At 62.8% G+C, this 18,329-nt stretch carries 19 protein-coding genes; 15 read left to right on the forward strand and 4 right to left on the reverse strand.

Going from position 1 to position 18,329, the window contains the following annotated elements:
- Positions 1 to 4 precede the first annotated feature (4 nt).
- From SynWH8101_RS07260 to SynWH8101_RS07280, 5 genes are all read left to right on the forward strand, one after another.
- The gene (locus SynWH8101_RS07260) at positions 5 to 1,903 is read left to right on the forward strand and encodes an NAD(P)-binding protein (protein WP_130129188.1); all 1,899 of its coding nucleotides are present in this window, start codon (positions 5 to 7) and stop codon (positions 1,901 to 1,903) included.
- A gap of 56 nt (positions 1,904 to 1,959) precedes the next feature.
- Positions 1,960 to 2,139 (forward strand): hypothetical protein, encoded by a 180-nt coding sequence (locus SynWH8101_RS07265; protein ID WP_130129189.1) that lies wholly within the window; start codon positions 1,960 to 1,962, stop codon positions 2,137 to 2,139.
- On the forward strand, positions 2,136 to 3,272 hold the full coding sequence (gene corA / locus SynWH8101_RS07270) for a magnesium/cobalt transporter CorA (RefSeq protein ID WP_130129190.1): 1,137 nt from the start codon (positions 2,136 to 2,138) through the stop codon (positions 3,270 to 3,272). Before SynWH8101_RS07265 ends, corA begins: the two co-directional genes overlap by 4 nt.
- 61 nt (positions 3,273 to 3,333) lie before the next feature.
- Positions 3,334 to 4,377, forward strand: coding sequence for a PstS family phosphate ABC transporter substrate-binding protein (locus SynWH8101_RS07275; RefSeq protein ID WP_130129191.1), 1,044 nt, complete (start codon positions 3,334 to 3,336; stop codon positions 4,375 to 4,377).
- A 22-nt stretch (positions 4,378 to 4,399) separates the two neighbouring features.
- The gene (locus SynWH8101_RS07280; protein WP_130129192.1) at positions 4,400 to 5,290 is read left to right on the forward strand and encodes a CHAD domain-containing protein; all 891 of its coding nucleotides are present in this window, start codon (positions 4,400 to 4,402) and stop codon (positions 5,288 to 5,290) included.
- Here the strand turns inward: SynWH8101_RS07280 and csaB are convergent.
- Positions 5,238 to 6,338: a polysaccharide pyruvyl transferase CsaB gene (csaB, locus tag SynWH8101_RS07285; RefSeq protein WP_254427908.1), complete on the reverse strand. Its 1,101-nt coding sequence runs from the start codon at positions 6,336 to 6,338 to the stop codon at positions 5,238 to 5,240. The genes SynWH8101_RS07280 and csaB overlap by 53 nt on opposite strands.
- Positions 6,339 to 6,409: 71 nt before the next feature.
- Between csaB and SynWH8101_RS07290 the strand changes: the two genes are divergently transcribed.
- The 3 genes from SynWH8101_RS07290 to psaK all read left to right on the forward strand — a co-directional run bounded on the left by SynWH8101_RS07290 (position 6,410) and on the right by psaK (position 7,384).
- The gene (locus SynWH8101_RS07290) at positions 6,410 to 6,694 is read left to right on the forward strand and encodes a DUF2499 domain-containing protein (RefSeq protein WP_007102438.1); all 285 of its coding nucleotides are present in this window, start codon (positions 6,410 to 6,412) and stop codon (positions 6,692 to 6,694) included.
- Complete coding sequence (locus SynWH8101_RS07295) at positions 6,691 to 7,062, forward strand: DUF3593 domain-containing protein (protein WP_130129193.1); 372 nt, start codon at positions 6,691 to 6,693, stop codon at positions 7,060 to 7,062. The genes SynWH8101_RS07290 and SynWH8101_RS07295 overlap by 4 nt, the downstream gene beginning before the upstream one ends.
- Positions 7,063 to 7,126: 64 nt before the next feature.
- Entirely contained in the window at positions 7,127 to 7,384 is a 258-nt protein-coding gene (gene psaK / locus SynWH8101_RS07300) for a photosystem I reaction center subunit PsaK (protein ID WP_130129194.1), read from the forward strand.
- Between the two features lie 111 nt (positions 7,385 to 7,495).
- On the opposite strand, the gene dxs is transcribed toward psaK, so the two are convergent.
- A complete protein-coding gene (gene dxs / locus SynWH8101_RS07305; RefSeq protein ID WP_130129195.1) occupies positions 7,496 to 9,442 on the reverse strand; it encodes a 1-deoxy-D-xylulose-5-phosphate synthase in 1,947 nt (648 codons plus the stop codon).
- A gap of 70 nt (positions 9,443 to 9,512) precedes the next feature.
- Here dxs and ilvA point away from each other — a divergent pair, with 70 nt between their 5' ends.
- Genes ilvA through SynWH8101_RS07320 form a run of 3 tightly spaced genes read left to right on the forward strand, consistent with a single transcriptional unit; the run spans position 9,513 to position 11,938 of the window.
- The gene (gene ilvA / locus SynWH8101_RS07310) at positions 9,513 to 11,054 is read left to right on the forward strand and encodes a threonine ammonia-lyase, biosynthetic (RefSeq protein WP_130129196.1); all 1,542 of its coding nucleotides are present in this window, start codon (positions 9,513 to 9,515) and stop codon (positions 11,052 to 11,054) included.
- 46 nt (positions 11,055 to 11,100) lie between these two features.
- Complete coding sequence (scpB, locus tag SynWH8101_RS07315; RefSeq protein ID WP_130129197.1) at positions 11,101 to 11,613, forward strand: SMC-Scp complex subunit ScpB; 513 nt, start codon at positions 11,101 to 11,103, stop codon at positions 11,611 to 11,613.
- A 25-nt stretch (positions 11,614 to 11,638) separates the two neighbouring features.
- Positions 11,639 to 11,938: a YggT family protein gene (locus SynWH8101_RS07320; protein ID WP_130129198.1), complete on the forward strand. Its 300-nt coding sequence runs from the start codon at positions 11,639 to 11,641 to the stop codon at positions 11,936 to 11,938.
- A gap of 14 nt (positions 11,939 to 11,952) precedes the next feature.
- Here SynWH8101_RS07320 and SynWH8101_RS07325 read toward each other — a convergent pair whose 3' ends face one another.
- Positions 11,953 to 12,282: a nucleoside triphosphate pyrophosphohydrolase family protein gene (locus SynWH8101_RS07325; protein WP_130129199.1), complete on the reverse strand. Its 330-nt coding sequence runs from the start codon at positions 12,280 to 12,282 to the stop codon at positions 11,953 to 11,955.
- A 102-nt stretch (positions 12,283 to 12,384) separates the two neighbouring features.
- Between SynWH8101_RS07325 and pyk the strand changes: the two genes are divergently transcribed.
- The 4 genes from pyk (at position 12,385) to SynWH8101_RS07345 (ending at position 17,672) form a co-directional block, all read left to right on the forward strand.
- Positions 12,385 to 14,151, forward strand: coding sequence for a pyruvate kinase (gene pyk, locus SynWH8101_RS07330; protein ID WP_130129200.1), 1,767 nt, complete (start codon positions 12,385 to 12,387; stop codon positions 14,149 to 14,151).
- Between the two features lie 36 nt (positions 14,152 to 14,187).
- The gene (locus SynWH8101_RS07335) at positions 14,188 to 15,417 is read left to right on the forward strand and encodes an ABC transporter permease (protein WP_130129201.1); all 1,230 of its coding nucleotides are present in this window, start codon (positions 14,188 to 14,190) and stop codon (positions 15,415 to 15,417) included.
- A gap of 54 nt (positions 15,418 to 15,471) precedes the next feature.
- On the forward strand, positions 15,472 to 17,388 hold the full coding sequence (gene ftsH, locus SynWH8101_RS07340) for an ATP-dependent zinc metalloprotease FtsH (protein WP_130129202.1): 1,917 nt from the start codon (positions 15,472 to 15,474) through the stop codon (positions 17,386 to 17,388).
- An 80-nt stretch (positions 17,389 to 17,468) separates the two neighbouring features.
- The gene (locus SynWH8101_RS07345; RefSeq protein WP_130129203.1) at positions 17,469 to 17,672 is read left to right on the forward strand and encodes a hypothetical protein; all 204 of its coding nucleotides are present in this window, start codon (positions 17,469 to 17,471) and stop codon (positions 17,670 to 17,672) included.
- Positions 17,673 to 17,723: 51 nt separating this feature from the next.
- Here SynWH8101_RS07345 and clpP read toward each other — a convergent pair whose 3' ends face one another.
- Positions 17,724 to 18,314: an ATP-dependent Clp endopeptidase proteolytic subunit ClpP gene (gene clpP / locus SynWH8101_RS07350; RefSeq protein WP_130129204.1), complete on the reverse strand. Its 591-nt coding sequence runs from the start codon at positions 18,312 to 18,314 to the stop codon at positions 17,724 to 17,726.
- Positions 18,315 to 18,329 lie beyond the last annotated feature (15 nt).

Below are 18,329 nucleotides of genomic sequence, written 5' to 3' on the forward strand. Positions count from 1 at the left end.
GGTCATGGGCGACGGCGGTTCCGGACCGATCCTGATCTGTGGCGTTGGCTCTCTCGGTCAGATCTGCCTGGAGCGGCTCCGCCATTTCGACGTCCCTCTGATCTGCATCGACCGGGATCGACCCGTCTGGCGCTCCGAACAGCTGGAACAGGCGGTGGCCGGCCAGCTGGTGATCGGCGACATGCGCCGGCCCGAGATCCTGCAACGCGCCCAGGTGCGACTCGCCCGCAGCGTGTTGCTGCTCAGTTCCGACAGCACGGTGAACCTGGAAGCGGCGCTGCAGGTGAGAATTCTCAATCCCGACACCACGATCGTGGTGCGCTCGAACAGTCAGCAGGCCTCCCTCAACACCCTGCTGCAGAGCCGGCTGCCGAAATTGACGGTGGTGGATCCGCTGCTGCTCTGCGCCGGAGCGATCGCCCAGTCGCTGCGGCCAGACCGGGCTCCCGCCACCTTCCGCATCGGCGGGGAACGGCTGCGCCTGGAGCGCCTTTCCCTAGGGGATGGCCATGGCAACACCCGCCGAATCCGGCCCCTGCAACTGCAGAGCGGTGACCCACCGGCGGAGGGATGCCCTCTGGTGGTGAGCTGGGAAGCCAGCAGCAGCCGATCGCGACAACACCGGCGCACCCCCTGGACAAGCTTGGGCGCCATGCGGCTGGTGGCCCTGCGGGATCGTCTCCGCCAGCAACTGAAAACTCGCCTGGCCCAACCCCGCGCCTGGGATCTGGCGATCCTGCTGATGGTGGGTCTCTTGATGGTCGGTGTGCAGTATTTCGCCACCGGCAGGGGCCTGCAGGAAGGCCTGTTCATCACGGTGGCCTTGCTCAAGGGGGAACTGGTCGACCCCGTGAACATGCTGATCGAGGCCAGCGGTCAGCCGCTGAACCAATTGCCCCTGCTGGCTCTGGTCACCTCCTTGCTCTATGCCCTGCTCGGCACCGTGCTCACCTCGGCGATTGTGGCCCTGATCCTCGATCAGGTGCTGAGTCGGCGTCTGGGCCTGCAACGGCGGCGGGCGCCGAAACGGGGCAGTCGCACCGTGTTGCTGCTGGAGGGAGGTGCCCTGGCGGCACCGGTGACGGAGCAGCTGGCCCTCGATGGCCTCGATGTGGTGCGGGTGGAAGCGGGAGACGACGAAGGCGACCAACAGCTGAACCGCAGCCTCGAGAGTTTGCGACGCACCCAGTGCCTGGGGGCCGGATTGCTCTCCAACGACCTGCTGCGCAACCTGAGGATCGGCCTGGAACTGCAACAGAGCCTCCCCCACACCCGATTGGCGATCGTGACGAAAGACCTCGATGCGGCCGACGCCCTCGGCGATCTGCTCGGCGGCATCACCCTGATCTCCACCCTCGACCTGGCGGCGGATGCTTTCGTGGCCACCGCCTTCGGCGAGAAAGTGGAGGAGGTGCGCCGGTTGGATGGCAACAACCTGCTTCTGGTGCGCTATCGAGTCGAAACCGACGACACCCTGCATGGCCTCAGCATTGCCAGATTGCAATGCGGCTTCGGGGTCACCGCCGTCGCCCTGCGACGCCAGCTCCACGCCACTTACACCTTGCTGCCCGGCCTCGACTGGACGCTCTCACCCGGCCAGGAGCTGGTGGTGCTGGCCGATCTGAAGGGACTGCGCCGGATCGAACGCAACGACATCCGGCCACCGCGCTGGCGGCTGCGCTACCAGGTGCATCATCGATCGGCCCAGAGCTTCGACACCCAGCAGGTGCTGGCGCGCCACCTGGGCCAGGCGCCTGGTTCCTTTGCCGAAGCGATGGATGGCGCCTGGCACTGCACCCCCGCCCTGGATCTGCCCCTGGCCGAACAACTGCAGGCGGAACTGCGTCGCATGGCGGTGCGGACGGAACGGCTGGCCATGGACGACGGTGCGATGTGCTGCTGAGTACTGCAACGCCTCAGCTGGATCGATGAAATGGGGCGACGCTCGGCCGTCTACCGATGACAACGCTGTTGTGGAAACATCGCAACGACGTGATCGCTTGCCTGGTGCTCCAGGGGTTGCTGCTGCTCATCGGCGCCGCGCTGCACACCCTGATGCTCTCCCAGCCCCTCCCCTCTGACTCCGGACGCCACGGTCTGGTGCTGCCAAGATCGGGCCAAGCCATGCCAACGCCATGACGACGGCGTCCAACGCCTCGCTCAGTTATCAGGACAGCATTCCGGAACCGATCCGACTCCCGGACAGGCCAGGGGAGATGCCCTCCCACCTGTTCGTGCACGGCGGCCTGGCACCGGTGAGTTGCCGAACCCTGGACCTCAGTGACACCGCCGCCGGATGGCAGCTGATCCGTAACGGTGCTGCGCTTCGGGCCTTACGCCAGGAGGGGCAACCTCTCTGGGTGCAGATTCGAGGCCTGGGCGATCGCCCCCTCCTGGAAGACCTGCTCAGCGGCCTCGACCTGGATCCCCAGCTCTGGCCCCTGCTCCTCGATGCCCCCCAACAGGCCCGGGTCGACTCCTTCCCTCAAGCCGTGTTGGTGGTGCTGCATCAGTTTTCACTGGCATCCAATCCGGTGCATCTGATCAGTGAGCAAATCGCCCTGTTATTGGTGAATGATCTCCTGATCAGCATTCATGAAAATCCCCGCAGCGACTTCAGTGATCTTGAGGCCTGGATTCAGAGCTTAGAAGCACCAGAATCCGATCTTGATCTCGACAACCTGCTGCACTATCTGATCGACGAAGTGCTCGACACCCAGTTGCCCATGCTGGAAATCATGCGCAGCTACTTCGATGATCTGGAGGAGACGGCCCTCTTGAGGCCGAAGCCATCGCTGCTCAATCGCGCCTTTCAGCTGCGGATGAATCTGCGTCGCACCCGTCGGCAGCTCTGGCCGCTGCGCAATCAACTGATTCGCCTGCTCAGACAGAGCCAACGCCTGCTCGGCCCCGGCGCACGCCAGGGCCTGCATGAGATGGCCGAACACGTGAACACGCTGCTCGACATCGGTGAACAGATCCAACGCCAGGCCGACGCCGTGACGGATGCCTACATGGCAAGCACTGGCAACCGGATGAATCAGATCATGAAAACGCTCACAATCGTGAGCACAATCTTTGCCCCGCTCACATTCATCGCCGGGATCTATGGCATGAACTTCGAGAACATGCCCGAACTCAAATGGAAATACGGCTATGCCTATTCCCTTCTCTTGATGACCATCATCGCCGCTCTCCAGGCCTATTTCCTCTGGCGCCGGGGTTGGTTTCAAGACTGGACCGGCGGCCGACAAGGAAAACGGCTGCCATAACGCTGCATTAACCCTGGTTCGGAACGCACGGTTCAAGATGGAAGTGTTGTTCTGACTCCTGATGGCCTTCCGCAAGCCTCTGGGTGCCTTCGCCGTGACCGCTACGGCCCTGACGTCGCTGCTGGCTGTCTCAGCCCAACAGCCTTTGCGGGCTCAAGCGACCATCCGGATCAGTGGCTCAAGCACCGTGTATCCGATCACGGCCCGGGCGATTCAACGCTTTCAGAAGACAAGCGAAGGCAAGACCGTCAAGTTTGATCTGAAGGAAACGGGATCCAGCGCCGGCTTCCGCGACTTCTGCAGCGGCAAGGTACCGATGGCCAATGCCTCCAGGCCAATTTCCAGCAAGGAGATCAAGGCCTGCAAGGCCAAAGGGATTCAGTTCATTGAGCTGCCGATCGCCTTTGATGCGATCACCGTGGTGGTGAACCCCAAGAACACCTGGGCCACCACGGTGACCCCGAAGGAACTGTCGCGCCTCTGGCGCAAGCAGGCCCAGGGAACCGTGACCCGCTGGGACCAGGTGAACCACGATTTCCCCAATCAGCCGATCAGGCTCTGCGGCCCTGGCAAGGATTCCGGCACTTACGACATCTTCAACAAAGCGATTAACAAGTCGACCACCAACACGCGCACGGATTACACGGCCAGCGAAGACGACAACGTGCTGGTGAAGTGCGTGGCCACCGATCCCAATGCCCTCGGCTATTTCGGCTTCGGTTATTACAAGAAAAACAGCCAGCGGCTGAAGGCCCTCAAGGTGGTGAATCCGAAAGGCAATCCGATTGCGCCGTCGGTGGCCAGCGTGCAGAAAGAGCTGTATCAACCATTGTCACGCCCTCTGTTTCTCTACGTCAACGACAAAACGCTGAATCAGAACAAAGCCTTCCGCAGCTTTGTCACCAGCTACCTGCGCCATGCCCAGTCATTGGTGGAGAAAGCCGACTACATCCCCCTACCACCCCGCACCTATCGGCTGGTAGAGAGCAAGCTCTATCGCCACATCCTTGGCACCTCCTTCGGCGGCAACATCCCGGTGGGCCTGACCATCGGTCAAGTTCTCGAGCGCAGCTTCGATCAGCACAAGAAACCGAGCTATCGCTGAAGGCAGACGGGGGTCTGCAGCCATGGATGCAACGCCGGATCGCATCGACGCCTACGCCTGTGAACGCATTGCCTCTCAGCTGAAGCGCATTGTTGGGCTCCAGGCCGAAGTACTCGAAGACCGCGATCCAGAACCGTTGCATCAGTTGCGGGTGAGTCTGCGGCGCTTGCGTTGCGTCCTGCTGCAGTTCGAACCATTCCTGGTGTTGCCGAGTGGTGCCACACCCCGCCGGGTGGGGCGGATGTGCGCCAAGCTCGGCCTGGTCCGTGACCTGGATGTGTTGCAGGAGCTGGTGGGCTCCAGCTTCGCCGAGATGCTGGGGCCGCAGGCGTCCGAGGAACTGGCGCCCCTGCGCAAGGCCCTCAGCCGGGAACGGCGCCGGGCCTCGGAGGAGATGAAGCAATCGCTCCGCAGCTCGGCCTACCTCAAAGTGATTGCCCGTCTGCAGCACTGGCTGCGGGAGCCGAACACCACTCCGGCAGCATCGATGCCCATGCAGGCCTGGATCGATGAATTGATCATGCCCTGGTTACCGCCGCTGTGGTTGCATCCGAGCTGGACGCTCGATCCCCTTGAGCATCCCCAGGAACTGCACAGCCTGCGCGGCCGCATCCGGCGCTGCCGCTACATGATCGAAAACCTCGAACCGATCTGTTCGGCGCCGCTCTCGGCCCATCTGCAACGGTTCAAGACCCTGCAAGACATTCTCGGGCAACTGCACGATCTGAATGTGTTCGACAGCCTGGTGGAGGACGCACGCATCAACCTGAGTGCACGCCAGACCAAAGCGGTGCTCCAGCTCAGCCACCAGCGCCAGGAGAGGCTGGCGGCCCAGTGGCGCCTGCAGAGCCAGCGCATGCTCAGGAGTTCGCAGCGCAAGGTCCTGATCCGTCGATTGACCACACCGCGTTGAGCGTCGCCTGGTGCACGGCTGCGTCCCGCCGGATCCGGGCGAGACGCTCAGGATCCGGGAGATGGCCGATCTGCTGCTGCCAACAGGCCGCAATCACCTCGGTGGCAGGCAAATCAGACAGCTCATGACAGGGAACTGCTGCCATCGCTGCTGCTGCAGCCACTTTCGGGTCATAGCTGAGGGCCGCGCAGGGCGCAGCCGCAAGTTGAGCGAGCACCAGGGCATGCAACCGCATCGGAATGACCAACCGTGAGCGGGCGAACCGATTCAGCACATCGGGAACGGAGCGGGCAACGGCGGTTGTACTGATCGCCTGCAGCCTGGCTGGCAACAGCCCCTGGTCGCTCAACCAGCCCAGAAGTGACCCATCCTGCTCCGCGTGGAACGCCAGCCAGAGCAGGGAGGCGTCGGGTTGGCTGGCCATCAGCTGATCCAGCGCCTGGCCGAGACGGCGCCATCCCTGATGATCCAGCAACGGGGTGGGCCGCCAACAGAGCACGATCGGACCATCGCCATGGCGAGGAGTGCCGGGGTGACACCACACGGGGTCGGGCCCCATGGCCATCGGCACCGGAATCCGCCAACGCTGCGCCAGGGCCAGGGAGGCGGGATCGCGCCAGCTGATGCGGCTCGCGCAAGCGAGGCAACGACGCACCAACCAACGGCTGCGACGGCGGCGCAGGGGGCCCAGCCCCTGGCCCCAGAGCACCACCGTGAGCCCGCGGGCGCGGGCGATCAGCAACAGGGCCAGGTAATAGAGCAGGCTTTTGAAGCTGGTGCTGTCCTGCAGCAGGCTGCCGCCACCGAAGACGAGCACATCGGTCTGCTCCAAGACCCGAAGGGTCGCCAGCAAGGAGCGACGTGGCACCAGGCGGGCAGACGGGGCCCGTTGCAGCACAGGTGTTGGATCGTGGGCCGTGATGCTGAGCTGACAGTCGTCAGGCAACTGACCCAACAGCACATCGAGCAAGGCATCGTCGCCAAGGTTGTGTTCGCCGTAGTAGCCGCAGAGCAACACCCGCCTGCGCCCTGAAGCCCTCTGGCCCATGAGGCTCTCCGATCGCACGCCATTATTGGCCAGCTGCTGCGGCCTAAGCTTTTCAAGGCTCCTCAGTGCCCATGCATGCCCTCTCGCTCGGCACCTGGTGGATTCATGTCGCCTCGGTGTTGGAGTGGATCGTGGCGATTGTGCTGCTGCAGCGACTGGCCACGCAACAACGGGAACCGTCCCTCAATTGGCTGGCGCTGGCGATGACTCCCGCCCTGATCAGTGCCATGGCCGCTTGCACCTGGCACTGGTTCGACAACGCTGAAGCGCTGCGGTTCCTGGTGGTGCTCCAGGCCGCATGCACCTTTCTTGGGAACGGCACCCTGGCGCTGGCCGCCTGGAACCTCCGCCGATGAACCCGGATCAGATCAGCCTGGCCATCGCCGCGATCGATCCGGCACCCCTGTTTGCCCTCTCCCTGTTCCCTTACCTGCTGTTTCTCTGGTGGGCGCAGCGGCGTCAACTGATCCCCAGGCTCAGCCTGCTCGGCTTCCAGCTCACCCTGCTGTTCGTGGCGGTCACGATTGCTGCGGCCTTGTTCGCCGACCTGCGCTTCGGGGCCGAACTGGTGGAAGTCGACGGCCTGCATGGGGGTGCCGAAGCCTTTCTCACCCTCAGCAATGCGGTGATCGTGGCGGGGCTGATCGGACGTTTGCGTCACCTGCACCAGGCGAAACAGACCGATGAGACGGTGGATTCAGCACCGAAGGAGGCCGGTGAATAACTCTTACGAGGAGCAGACCGGAGGCTGCTGAAACCTGAAGATGAGGCGTCGCATCATGTTTGGCATGCTCCCCTCGCTTCTGGCTATTGCCCCTGCCACGGTTTCCTGGACCCCGAAAGTGGCCCTGGTGATGGTGATCTGCAACGTTCTTGCCATCGGGATCGGCAAGGCCACGATCAAATACCCGAATGAGGGAGCCAAGCTGCCCAGCCCCGCATTCTTCGGTGGCATGGGTCATGCAGCCCTGCTGGCCACCACCAGCCTTGGCCACATCCTCGGCATCGGTGCCATCCAGGGTCTCGCCGCCCGCGGCGTGCTCTGAAATCATTTCGCTGGCGTTGAGAGTCAGCCTGCGGCCCCAAGGGGCCGCTTTTTGTTGGTTTTGTTGGAAACGTCCTGTCTCCGGACCAGAGCTCTGACCAGAGCTCTGAACTCAGCCAACAGCAGCCGTCGCGGCAACATTGGAGCTGGCCTGAGCAGAACTTGCGCGCAGGGGAGCTCTGCCAAAGCGAGCCACAATCCGCTCGGCCATCTGATCGGGCGTGAGGCCCAGGCTTTCGAAGCTCTGCTGGGGGGTGGCGTGATCCACCAGGGTGTCAGGGATGCCAAGACGGAGCAGGGGCAAGTGCAGGTCTTGATCGCTGAATGACTCGAGCACCGCAGCCCCAAAGCCACCGGCAAGGGCACCCTCTTCCATCGTGACCACCCGGCCGATCCGGCGCGCCAGGGGATGAATCAGCTGCTCATCGAGGGGTCGAAGGAAACGGGCATTCACCACGCTGGCCTCAATGCCCTGCTGGGCCAGGCGATCAGCTGTGGCCATGGCGCGACTCACCATTGAGCCGTAAGCAACGATGAGGAGATCGTCGCCTTCGCGAATCTGCTCGCCGCAGCCGATGGGCAGGGGCTCCCAACCCTCTTCCATCAGCGGCACCCCCTCGCCAGGACCGCGGGGAATGCGAAGGGCGGTGGGGCCATCGTGTTGCAGACAGGTCACGAGCATGCGCTGCAGCTCAGCCTCATCGCGGGGAGCCATCACCGTGAAATTAGGCACGGCGCGGAAGTAGCTGATGTCGTACTGGCCCTGGTGGGTCGGGCCGTCAGCACCAACAATGCCGGCCCGATCCAACACGAAGGTGACGGGCAGATTCTGGATCCCTACATCGTGGATGAGCTGGTCATAGGCGCGCTGCAGGAAGGTGCTGTAAATCGCCACAACCGGCCTGAGCCCTTCGCAGGCCATTCCCGCCGCCAGGGTGACCGCATGCTGCTCGGCAATGCCCACATCAACATATTGTTCAGGAATCGCTTTCTGGAGCAGATCCAGGCCCGTGCCGGTGGCCATGGCGGCGGTGATGCCGATCACCCGGGGATCCTGCTCACACAGCTTCACCAGGGTCTGGCCAAACACCTTGCTGTAGCTGGGGGGTTTGGGGGTTTTACTCGGTCGAGCCTTACCGGTGGAAAGATCGAAGGCCGACTGGGCGTGATAGCCCACCTGGTCGGCCTCAGCGTAGGGGTAGCCCTTGCCCTTGGTGGTGACGACATGCACCAGCACAGGTCCGCCAACGCGATGGGCCGCCTGGAAGGTGCGCACCATCTCGGCCATGTCATGGCCATCAATCGGCCCCATGTAGGTGAAGCCGAGCTCTTCAAACACCGCACCGACCTTGGGCACCGCCAGTCGGCGCATGCTGCCCTTGAGGCGATTCAGTTCCGCTGGCAGCTCACCACCCATGAAGGGCAGATGCTTCATGCTCTCCTCCACGGATCCGGAGAGGAACTGCATCGGCGGGCTCAGCCGCATGCGATTGAGATAGGTGGAGAGAGCGCCGACGGGCGGTGAAATCGACATGTCGTTGTCGTTCAACACCACCACGAGCGGCGTGTGCGGCAGGTGGCCGGCGTGATTGATCGCCTCAAGAGCCATGCCACCGGTGAGGGCGCCATCGCCGATCACCGCCACACATTTGAACTGTTCACCGCGACGGTCTCGCGCGATCGCCATCCCCAAGGCCGCTGAGATTGAGGTGCTGGCATGGCCAGCGCCGAAATGGTCGAAGTCGCTCTCACAACGCTTCAGATATCCGGCCACACCGCCCTGCTGCCGCAAGGTATGGAAGTCGCCGTAGCGGCCGGTGATCAGTTTGTGGGGATAGGCCTGGTGGCCGACATCCCACACCACCCGGTCATGATCCAGGTCGAGGGTCTGGTAGAGAGCCAGCGTCAGTTCCACAACGCCAAGGCCAGGCCCCAGATGGCCACCACTGTTGGAGACCACTTCCAGGTGACGCTCACGGATCTGCCGCGCCACATCCTCCAGCTCAGCCATCGAGAGGCCATGCAGCTGATTCGGATGGGTTAATTCGCTCAGATGCATGCCCGTCCCACGGCCGATCAGGGCAATCTACGGGGCCTACGGCGGAGGCGGCGGTTGCCAGACTGACCCAATGGATCATTACCTGCCCCGCATCCTGCGCGCCCGCGTCTACGACGTGGCCCGGGAAACGCCGCTGGAGCCAGCTGCAAATCTGAGTGAACGACTCGACAACGCGATCTGGCTGAAGCGGGAAGATCTACAGCCGGTCTTTTCGTTCAAACTGCGCGGTGCCTACAACCGGATGGCCCAGCTCTCACCGGAGCAGCTCTCGCGCGGGGTGATTGCCTCCAGCGCAGGCAACCATGCTCAGGGTGTGGCCCTGAGTGCCCAGCACCTCGGCTGCCGGGCCGTGATCGTGATGCCAATCACCACCCCCGAAGTGAAGGTGGACGCGGTGCGGCGTCGGGGCGGCACGGTTGTGCTGCATGGCGAGACCTACGACGAGGCCTATGCCGAAGCCCGTCGGCGCGGCGAAGCGGAGGAGCTCTGCTTCATCCATCCCTTCGACGATCCGGAAGTGATCGCCGGGCAGGGCACGATCGGCATGGAGATCCTGCGTCAACTGCCGACGCCGCCTGATGCCATCTATGTCGCCGTCGGCGGCGGCGGACTGATCGGCGGAATCGCTGCCTACGTGAAGAGCCTCTGGCCCGATGTGGAGGTGATCGGGGTGGAACCCCACGACGCCGCAGCCATGACCCTGTCGTTGGAGGCCGGTGAACGGATTCGCCTCCCCCAGGTGGGCCTGTTCGCCGATGGCGTCGCCGTGCGGGAGGTGGGGGAGCACACCTTTGCGATCGCCCAGGAGCACGTGGACGCCATGGTGACCGTGAGCACCGATGAAATCTGTGCGGCGATCAAGGATGTGTTCGAAGACACCCGCTCGATCCTTGAACCCGCCGGTGCCCTGGCAGTGGCGGGGCTCAAGGCCGATGTGATGCGGCGGGGTTTGCGGGGACAGCAGCTGGTGGCGGTGGCCTGCGGCGCCAACATGAATTTCGATCGGCTGCGCTTCGTGGCCGAGCGCGCCGAACTGGGCGAGGAACGGGAAGCGATGCTCGCGGTGCAGATTCCGGAGCGGGCCGGCAGCCTCCGCCACCTCTGCGAGCAACTCCAGAACCGCAGCCTCACCGAATTCAGCTATCGCATGGCGGCGGGCGACACCGCCCAGATCTTCATGGGCGTGCAGGTGCAGGACCACGACGACCGCCAGGCGCTGATCGAACAGCTGCAGGAGCAGGGCTTCGGATGTCAGGACCTCAGCGACGATGAGCTGGCCAAGGTGCATCTGCGCCACATGGTGGGGGGCCGGCTGCCCCAGGGGGCCCTGGAGGCGGCAGGCCAGCACTGCCAGGAATTGCTGTACCGCTTTGAGTTCCCGGAACGACCCGGCGCCCTGATGACCTTTGTGAGCGCCTTGCACCCGGACTGGACCATCAGCATCTTCCATTACCGCAACCATGGCGCCGATGTGGGCCGGATCGTGGTCGGCGTGCTGGTGCCCGAAGCGGATCGGGACGCCTGGAACGACTTTCTGCGCGATCTCGGTTACGGGAGCTGGGAGGAAACGGGCAATCCGGCCTATGCCCTGTTCCTTGGCCATCGCCCCTGAGGCCAATGGGCGGTAGCTTGAAGCGTTGACGGCCCGGGGCATCGGGATGGCTGACGACAGCACGATCTCCCTGCCCGCCAGGCTTGAGGCGATTCTTTATCTCAAAGGGCGATCGCTCAGCCTGCGGGAACTCGCCGAACTGGCGAATCGACGTGAGCAGGAGGTGGAGGAAGCGATGGTGGCCCTGATGGCGGCCTACGCCCAACGGGACACGGCCCTGGAGATCAGCGTCAGCCAGGGCCGCTACAGCCTCCAGCTCAGAGCCGGCCTGGGAGAGCTGGTGCGCGATCTGTTGCCGGTCAATCTGTCAACGGCCACGCTGCGCACATTGGCCACGATTGCGCTGAAAAAACGGATCCTCCAGTCAGACCTGGTGGAGCTGCGCGGTTCCGGGGCTTACGACCACATCAAAGAGCTGCTCAACCAAAAGTTCATCGAACGCCAGCGCCACAGCGAAGGACGTTCTTACTGGATCAGTCTCACGGAAACATTCCACCGCACCTTTTCGGTGCTGCCCGCCACCGGTCCTGTCGACACCAGCACCGACGAAGCTGCATAGAGTCTGGGGAGATCATCAGTCATCGATGGCCTTCGAACTCGCCTCCAGCCTTCTGCAGATCCTGGCGCAGACACTCCAGATCTATTCACTGGTGTTGATTGTGCGAGTGCTGCTCAGCTGGTTCCCCAACCTCGACTGGGGGAATCCGGTGCTGAGCACGGTCAGCTCGATCACCGATCCCTACCTCAATGCCTTTCGGGGTCTGATCCCGCCGATGGGGGGTCTGGATCTCTCCGCGATCCTCGCCTTCATCGCCCTGAGCCTGATGCAACAGCTGCTGATGTCAGCCAGCTTTGCCTTCGCCAGCGGGATGGCGGCCTATTGAGCTCCTGGCCCACCTCAGCGATGGTCGCCGCTACCACGAAGGCGGCCCCTGGCGGCACGACTCGCCAATTTGGCCAGGTTGGCTTCCGCCACCTCCTCCAGGCTCAGGCCCAGTTCACTGGCCAGCTGGGCGACATACCAGAGCACATCCCCCAATTCCAGCTTGAGCTCCTCACGCACCGCCGCATCAAACACACCACCCCGATCCCGGAGCACCTTCTTCACTTTGTCGGCCACCTCGCCGGCTTCACCGCTGAGCCCCAGGGTGGGATAGATCGGATTGGCGCCAACGTCGGGATAGCGAGCCGTTGTGCGGGCGGATTGCTGGTAGGTGTTGAGGTCCATAAGCGCAACTTCCCCAAGGGATCCTGAACGCCGGAACGCGTCGCTTGCAACGGATCCCGACAGGCCTGGAGGGTAGATTCCGCAATGACTCTGGCGCCGCTGATGGCCCTCATCGATCTGACACGCCGTACCAAGATCGTGGCCACCATCGGCCCCGCCACTGAAAGCCCCGAGCGGATCCGCGAGTTGATCCAGGCCGGAGCCACCACCTTTCGACTGAATTTTTCCCACGGCGATCACAGCGAGCACGCCACCCGCATCGCCACCATTCGTCAGGTCGCCAGCGAACTGGGCCAGCACATCGGCATCCTTCAGGATTTACAAGGGCCGAAAATTCGTCTGGGGCGTTTCGCCCTTGGTCCCATCACCCTGGCCAAGGGCGATTCCTTCGCACTGACCTCGAGATCCGTCCCCTGTGATCAACAGATCGCCACGGTGACTTACGACAAGCTAGCGGCAGAAGTGAGTGCCGGGAGCCGGATTCTTCTCGACGACGGTCGGGTGGAAATGAAGGTAGAGCGCGTCGATCAGGCCGAGCAGACCCTGCATTGCACGGTGACCGTCGGCGGCGTGCTCTCCAACAACAAAGGCGTCAATTTCCCCGACGTGCAGTTGTCGGTGCGAGCTCTGACCGAAAAAGATCGAATCGATCTGGCCTTCGGTCTGCAGCAAGGGGTCGACTGGGTGGCACTGAGCTTCGTGCGCAATCCCTCCGACATGCTGGAGATCCGCGAGCTGATCCGCCAACACGGCTTCTCCACTCCGGTGGTGGCCAAGATCGAAAAATTTGAGGCGATCGATCAGATCGACGCGATCCTGCCGCTCTGCGACGGCGTCATGGTGGCCAGAGGCGACTTGGGCGTGGAAATGCCTGCGGAGGAGGTGCCGCTGCTGCAGAAAGAACTGATTCAGAAAGCGAACAGCCTCGGCATCCCGATCATCACCGCCACCCAGATGCTGGATTCCATGGCCTCCAGCCCGAGGCCAACCCGCGCCGAAGTGAGCGACGTGGCCAACGCCATCCTTGATGGCACCGATGCGGTGATGCTCTCCAATGAAACCGCGGTGGGCGATTACCCGATTGAGGCGGTGGAGACCATGGCCACGATCGCCCGGCGCATCGAACGGGATTATCCGCAACGCAGTATCGACAGCCATCTGCCCAGCACCATCCCCAATGCAATCAGCAGCGCGGTGAGCACCATCGCCAGCCAGCTGAATGCGGCGGCGATCCTGCCGCTCACCAAAAGTGGTGCCACGGCCCACAACGTGAGCAAGTTCCGCCCTGCTGCACCGATTCTGGCGATCACCAGTGAAGTGGCCGTGGCCCGGAAACTGCAGTTGGTGTGGGGCGTGACCCCGCTGGTGATCGCCCAACAAAGCAGCACCTCGGGAACCTTCACCACCGCCATGGGCGCCGCCCAGGACAAAGGCCTGCTCAAGGAAGGAGATTTGGTGATTCAGACCGCCGGCACCCTGGCGGGCGTCGCCGGCTCCACCGACCTTGTGAAAGTGGGCATCGTGAGCGCCGTGCTCGGCCAAGGCACGGGTGTGGGTCAAGGCACGGTGAGCGGCCGGGTGCGCTTGGCCCAGTGCCCTGGCGACGCCTGCAAGATCGAACAAGGGGAGATCCTCGTGGTGCATGACACCACTGCCGATGATCTCGACGCGATCCGCAACGCCGCCGCCGTGATCACCGAAGTGCCGGCGGCTACCTCCCATGCGGCCGTGATCGCCCAGCGACTCGGCACCCCCCTGATTGCCGGCGTGGCCAATGCCACCCGCCACCTACTGGAAGGCGAGGTGGTGACCCTGCAGATCAAGGACGGGCTCGTGCATCGCGGCACCAGCATCAACACAGCCCTCTGATCCGTCAGGATCGGCGTCACCAGCTAAACAATCCTGATGGCGCGCAAGCTACCGCTGAGGGACACGGTGGGCATGGCCCTCAACACCCTCCGGGCCAATCGGCTGCGCAGCCTGCTCACCATGCTGGGGATCATCATTGGCAATGCCTCGGTGATCAGCCTGGTGGGGGTGGGCCGGGGTGCCCAGAACCTGGCGGAAGACCAGCTCAGCAACCTGGGCGCCAACGTGTTGTTTGTGGTGCCAGGCAACAACGACACCCGGCGGCAGGGGGTGGCGTTCCCGAAGACCCTGGTGCTCGAAGACGCGGAAGCGATTGAAGCCCAGGTACCCAGCGTGCGCCGGGTCGCCCCCCAGATCAGCAGCAGCAACGTGGTGCAGGTGGGATCGCGCAGCGCCACGAGCTCCATTTCCGGCGTCACGCCTGAGTTTCTGCCTGTGCGCAGTTTTGAAGTCGCCCAAGGTCGCTTCCTGTCTGAACAGGATCTTCAGGCAGCTCGCAGTGTGGTGGTGATCGGGCCCGATCTCAAAGACAAGCTGTTTCCCAGTGGGTCCGCCATCGGCCAGACGCTGCGCATTCGCAACCAGAGCTTTGAGGTGATCGGTGTGATGGCACCGAAAGGGGCCGTGTTCGGCAGCAATCAAGACGAAAATGCTTACATCCCCCTCACAACGATGGTGAGCCGGCTCACGGGCCGCGATCCCACCTATGGCGTCAGCCTCAGCTTCATCAGTGCTGAAGCCAACGACGAAGCAAGCACCGGTGCCGCCAAATTCCAGATCACCAATCTGTTGCGCCAGCGGCATCGGATCCTCCGGGAGGATGACTTCGCCGTGCGTTCACAGAAAGATGCCCTCACGATTGTGAGCACCATCACCGGCGGCCTGACCCTGATGCTCGGCGCGATCGGCGGGGTCTCCCTTCTGGTGGGAGGCATCGGCATCATGAACATCATGCTGGTGTCGGTGAGTGAGCGCACCGAGGAGATCGGCCTGCGCAAAGCCCTTGGCGCCCGTCGTGCCGATGTGTTGTCGCAATTTCTGGTGGAATCGCTCGTGCTCGCCAGCCTCGGTGGCCTGGTGGGCACCGCGGTGGGGCTCGGCAGCGTTGCCGCCGTTGCTGCCCTCACGCCCCTGCCGGCGAGCATCGGCGCCAGCACCGTGTTGATCACGGTGTCACTGTCGGGCTCGATCGGCCTCTTTTTCGGGGTGGTGCCGGCCCGTCGTGCCGCCCGCCTCGATCCGATCGTGGCCCTGCGCAGCCTCTGAAGCCAGCGATCAAGCGGTGGTGACACCTACAGTCATCGGATCGAACGGTCACCCATGAACCAGCGCTGGCGCCAAATCGCACTCTGGATTCTTCCCATCGGCGTCGCGCTTCTGCTCGGCTGGCAGCTGCTCGGCCAGGGTGGTCTGCAGGCGCTCCGGCCGGGGGGACCCACTGTGGCACCGCGGAATACCGCCGTGGCGCGCATGAGCTACGGCCGTTTCCTTGACTATGTGGAATCCGGCCGCGTCACCGCTGTCGACATCTACGACGGTGGCCGCAATGCGGTGGTGGAGGCGGTGGATCCTGACCTCGACAATCGCGTGCAGCGCCTGCGTGTGGATCTGCCTGGCCTGGCGCCCGAACTGATCAACACTCTCAAACAGGAGGGCATCAGCTTTGACATTCACCCGCCCCGCACGACACCGCCAGCTCTGGGCATTCTCGGCAACCTGCTCTTCCCCCTCCTGCTGATCGGCTCCCTGATCTTTCTGGCGCGTCGATCCAGCGGCATGCCCGGTGGTCCTGGCCAGGCGATGCAGTTCGGCAAAACCAAGGCTCGCTTCGCCATGGAGGCGGAAACCGGCGTGAAATTTGACGACGTAGCCGGAGTCGCCGAAGCGAAGCAAGACCTTCAGGAGGTGGTGACCTTCCTGAAACAACCGGAGCGTTTCACCTCGGTGGGTGCCCAGATCCCTAAAGGTGTGCTGTTGGTGGGTCCTCCCGGAACTGGCAAGACCCTCCTGGCCAAAGCGATCGCCGGCGAAGCCGGCGTGCCCTTCTTCTCCCTCTCCGGTTCGGAGTTCGTGGAGATGTTTGTGGGCGTCGGTGCTAGCCGTGTTCGCGACCTGTTCAAACGCGCCAAGGAAAACAGCCCCTGCCTGATCTTCATCGACGAAATCGATGCGGTGGGACGGCAACGCGGTGCCGGAATCGGTGGCGGTAACGATGAGCGCGAGCAAACCCTCAACCAGCTCCTCACGGAGATGGATGGCTTCGAAGGCAATAGCGGCATCATCATCATCGCGGCCACCAACCGCCCCGATGTGCTCGATTCGGCGCTGATGCGACCAGGGCGTTTCGACCGTCAGGTCACGGTGGATGCACCTGACATCAAGGGCCGACTGTCGATCCTTGAAGTGCATGCGCGCAACAAAAAACTCGACTCCGAGCTTTCCCTCGACAGCATTGCGCGTCGCACCCCCGGGTTCACCGGCGCCGATCTCGCCAATCTGCTTAACGAGGCGGCGATCCTCACAGCCCGGCGCCGGAAGGAGGCGATCGGGTTAGCCGAAATCGACGATGCCGTGGATCGGATCATCGCCGGCATGGAAGGTCAGCCCCTCACCGACGGACGTAGCAAGCGCTTGATTGCCTATCACGAGGTGGGCCATGCCCTCGTGGGCACCCTGGTCAAGGACCACGACCCGGTGCAGAAAGTCACCCTGATTCCCCGGGGTCAGGCCCAGGGCCTGACCTGGTTCTCCCCCGATGAGGAGCAGATGCTGGTGTCACGAGCCCAGCTCAAGGCGCGGATCATGGGCGCCCTCGGTGGACGAGCCGCTGAAGACGTGGTGTTCGGCCACCAAGAGGTCACCACCGGTGCTGGCGGAGACATTCAGCAGGTGGCCTCGATGGCCCGTCAGATGGTGACCCGCTTCGGCATGAGTGACCTTGGACCGATGTCCCTCGAGGGGGGCAGTCAAGAAGTGTTCCTTGGTCGTGACCTGATGACCCGCAGCGACGTGTCCGATGCGATCTCACGTCAGATCGACGAACAGGTTCGGGCCATCGTGAAGCGCTGCTACGAGGAAACCGTGACCCTGGTGCAGGCCAACCGCGACCTGATGGATCGCCTGGTGGAACGCCTGATCGAGATCGAGACCATGGACGGCGACGAATTTCGCGCCATGGTTGCCACAGCGACAACGATTCCCGAGAAAGAGCGATTTTCACCTGTCCTTAACCCTTGAGCCGGGTCGCGACCCCCTTTTGTTCCTAAGTTGACGTGGATTGATACCTCAGCATGAAAGACGATGGGACCCGCTCTCCCATGGAGGGTTTCAGCAGCTTTCGCGGCGACAACTGGAGCCCTCAGCGCCTGATTTTCCATCAGAACCTGGAACAATTTGCCGAGCGCGTCGGCTTAATCGTGGGGCTACAAGCCAACGGCAAAATTGATCAGGACGCGGCCTACGATGAAATCAAATCCCTGTGGGCAGAATTAAAGGAAAGCAAAAAAGACCTCCTGAAATAGAAGGTCTTAAGATCAATACTCTGGTTTTATACCGAAATTCAGTGAGCTTGGCTAAACCGAGTGGACCGGCCTGCGATCAATCACAGAATCAATCAATCCATAGCTCACCGCATCTTGCGGTGACATGAAAAAGTCACGGTCGGTATCCTCCTGAATTTTCTCCAGTGGTTGACCGGAACGCTCAGCGAGCTCACGGTTGAGCTTGTCCTTGAGGAAGAGAATCTCATCGGCCTGGATGCGGATGTCACTGGCCTGCCCCCGAGCCCCACCGAGGGGCTGGTGAATCATGATGCGTGAATGCTGCAGACTGCTGCGCTTGCCCTTGGCTCCGGCACAGAGGAGAAAGGCGCCCATGCTGGCCGCAAGACCGACGCAGACCGTATGAACGTCGGGTTTGATGTGTTGCATCGTGTCAAAAATCCCGAGCCCGTCATACACGGATCCTCCAGGAGAGTTGATATAGAGATAGATGTCCTTGTCAGGATCTTCCGCTTCAAGGAAAAGCAGTTGAGCCACAATGCGATTGGCCGAATCGCTGGTGACAGGCTCACCGAGAAAAACAATCCGCTCCCTCAGAAGACGGGAATAAATATCAAAGGCCCTTTCTCCCCGGCCCGATTCCTCGATCACGATCGGGATCATGCTGCTCCAGCGTCG

The sequence above is a fragment of the Synechococcus sp. WH 8101 genome, assembly GCF_004209775.1.
GTDB lineage: Bacteria > Cyanobacteriota > Cyanobacteriia > PCC-6307 > Cyanobiaceae > Synechococcus_C.

Excerpts from the sequence above, each read along its gene's own strand:
- SynWH8101_RS07260 (WP_130129188.1), top strand. The coding sequence starts at position 5 with ATGGGCGACGGCGGTTCCGGACCGATCCTGATCTGTGGCGTTGGCTCT.
- SynWH8101_RS07265 (WP_130129189.1), top strand. The coding sequence starts at position 1,960 with ATGACAACGCTGTTGTGGAAACATCGCAACGACGTGATCGCTTGCCTG.
- corA (WP_130129190.1), top strand. The coding sequence starts at position 2,136 with ATGACGACGGCGTCCAACGCCTCGCTCAGTTATCAGGACAGCATTCCG.
- SynWH8101_RS07275 (WP_130129191.1), top strand. The coding sequence starts at position 3,334 with ATGGCCTTCCGCAAGCCTCTGGGTGCCTTCGCCGTGACCGCTACGGCC.
- SynWH8101_RS07280 (WP_130129192.1), top strand. The coding sequence starts at position 4,400 with ATGGATGCAACGCCGGATCGCATCGACGCCTACGCCTGTGAACGCATT.
- csaB (WP_254427908.1), bottom strand. The coding sequence starts at position 6,338 with ATGGGCCAGAGGGCTTCAGGGCGCAGGCGGGTGTTGCTCTGCGGCTAC.
- SynWH8101_RS07290 (WP_007102438.1), top strand. The coding sequence starts at position 6,410 with ATGCATGCCCTCTCGCTCGGCACCTGGTGGATTCATGTCGCCTCGGTG.
- SynWH8101_RS07295 (WP_130129193.1), top strand. The coding sequence starts at position 6,691 with ATGAACCCGGATCAGATCAGCCTGGCCATCGCCGCGATCGATCCGGCA.
- psaK (WP_130129194.1), top strand. The coding sequence starts at position 7,127 with ATGCTCCCCTCGCTTCTGGCTATTGCCCCTGCCACGGTTTCCTGGACC.
- dxs (WP_130129195.1), bottom strand. The coding sequence starts at position 9,442 with ATGCATCTGAGCGAATTAACCCATCCGAATCAGCTGCATGGCCTCTCG.
- ilvA (WP_130129196.1), top strand. The coding sequence starts at position 9,513 with ATGGATCATTACCTGCCCCGCATCCTGCGCGCCCGCGTCTACGACGTG.
- scpB (WP_130129197.1), top strand. The coding sequence starts at position 11,101 with ATGGCTGACGACAGCACGATCTCCCTGCCCGCCAGGCTTGAGGCGATT.
- SynWH8101_RS07320 (WP_130129198.1), top strand. The coding sequence starts at position 11,639 with ATGGCCTTCGAACTCGCCTCCAGCCTTCTGCAGATCCTGGCGCAGACA.
- SynWH8101_RS07325 (WP_130129199.1), bottom strand. The coding sequence starts at position 12,282 with ATGGACCTCAACACCTACCAGCAATCCGCCCGCACAACGGCTCGCTAT.
- pyk (WP_130129200.1), top strand. The coding sequence starts at position 12,385 with ATGGCCCTCATCGATCTGACACGCCGTACCAAGATCGTGGCCACCATC.
- SynWH8101_RS07335 (WP_130129201.1), top strand. The coding sequence starts at position 14,188 with ATGGCGCGCAAGCTACCGCTGAGGGACACGGTGGGCATGGCCCTCAAC.
- ftsH (WP_130129202.1), top strand. The coding sequence starts at position 15,472 with ATGAACCAGCGCTGGCGCCAAATCGCACTCTGGATTCTTCCCATCGGC.
- SynWH8101_RS07345 (WP_130129203.1), top strand. The coding sequence starts at position 17,469 with ATGGAGGGTTTCAGCAGCTTTCGCGGCGACAACTGGAGCCCTCAGCGC.
- clpP (WP_130129204.1), bottom strand. The coding sequence starts at position 18,314 with ATGATCCCGATCGTGATCGAGGAATCGGGCCGGGGAGAAAGGGCCTTT.